The organism is Microbacterium sp. Leaf351, assembly GCF_001423825.1.
GTDB classification, from domain to species: Bacteria; Actinomycetota; Actinomycetes; order Actinomycetales; family Microbacteriaceae; genus Microbacterium; species Microbacterium ginsengisoli.
In genome coordinates, this window is sequence record NZ_LMPK01000015.1 from 218,607 (window position 1) to 219,689 (window position 1,083).

The following is a 1,083-nucleotide window of genomic DNA, read 5'->3' on the forward strand; positions in this document are numbered from 1 at the left end:
GCTGCTGCCGACCGCCGAGGTGGGATTCCTCGGAATGGTGCGCAACGAGGAGACGCTGGAGCCATCGACGTACGCCGAGCGCCTCCCCGACGATCTGAGCGACCGTCAGTGCTTCGTGCTCGACCCGATGCTCGCCACCGGCGGGTCACTGGGCGCCGCGATCGAGTTCCTCTTCACGCGGGGCGCACAGGATGTCACGGCGATCTGCCTGCTCGGCGCCCCGGAAGGCGTCGCGGCGATCGAGAAGCAGGTCGCGGGACGCGACGTGACCCTGGTGCTGGGCGCGCTCGATGAGCGGCTCAACGAGCACGGCTACATCGTGCCCGGGCTCGGAGACGCGGGCGACCGCCTCTACGGCACCGTCTGACCGCGGTCGCTCGGGCCGGCGGCGACCCCCATGTGTGGGCCCGGCACGCGCGGCCTCCGTCGCCCCGCGATGCGTCGACGGACCGCGCTCACAGCCAGTGCTTGCGCTTGAAGATGAAGTAGAGCGTCGTGGGGAATGCGAGCATCACGCCGATCGCCAGCGGGTAGCCGTACTGCCAGTGCAGCTCGGGCATGTCCTCGAAGTTCATGCCGTAGATCGTTCCGATGAGTGTCGGCGCGAAGATGATCGCCGCCCAGGATGAGATCTTCTTGATCTCGTCGTTCTGAGCCAGATTCGCCTCGGTCTGTCGCCGCGCGACGAGCGCGGAGTGCACCGTGAGCGCCTTGTCGAGCAGCGTACGGTAGCCGTCGNACTTCTCGAAACCGCGCTGGAGCTTGTCGATCATGGCGGCGAGGGGGTGCACGGCCCGACCGATGCTGAGCACCTCGCCGTACAGCTCGTAGATACGTCGCGACAGGGCGTCGTCGTCGCTGTCACCGAAGAGCTGATCCTCGATCTCGTCGAGATCGTTCTCGATTCCGGCGACGACGGGCTCGTACTCGTCGACCACCCGGTCGAGGATCGCGTAGAGGATCGCCTCCGGACCCAGCGCGAGCAGGTCGGGCTGGTGCTCGAGTCGCGAGCGCACCGCCGCGAGGTTCGGTGATTCCGCGTGACGGATCGTGATGACGAAGTCGGGGCCGACGAACACGTGC

Annotated in this window: 2 protein-coding genes and 1 pseudogene; 1 reads left to right on the forward strand and 2 read right to left on the reverse strand. The window is 67.5% G+C overall.

Annotated features, from left to right (window positions below):
• The coding region (gene upp / locus ASG00_RS06750; protein WP_235559355.1) for a uracil phosphoribosyltransferase at positions 1 to 367 on the forward strand (367 nt) is incomplete at its 5' end.
• Positions 368 to 455: 88 nt separating this feature from the next.
• Here upp and ASG00_RS17510 read toward each other — a convergent pair.
• On the reverse strand, positions 456 to 738 hold a 283-nt coding region (locus ASG00_RS17510; protein ID WP_327037494.1), incomplete at its 5' end, for a CorA family divalent cation transporter.
• A 1-nt stretch (position 739) separates the two neighbouring features.
• Positions 740 to 1,083 (reverse strand): annotated as a pseudogene (locus ASG00_RS17515) (CorA family divalent cation transporter); the annotation flags it as partial.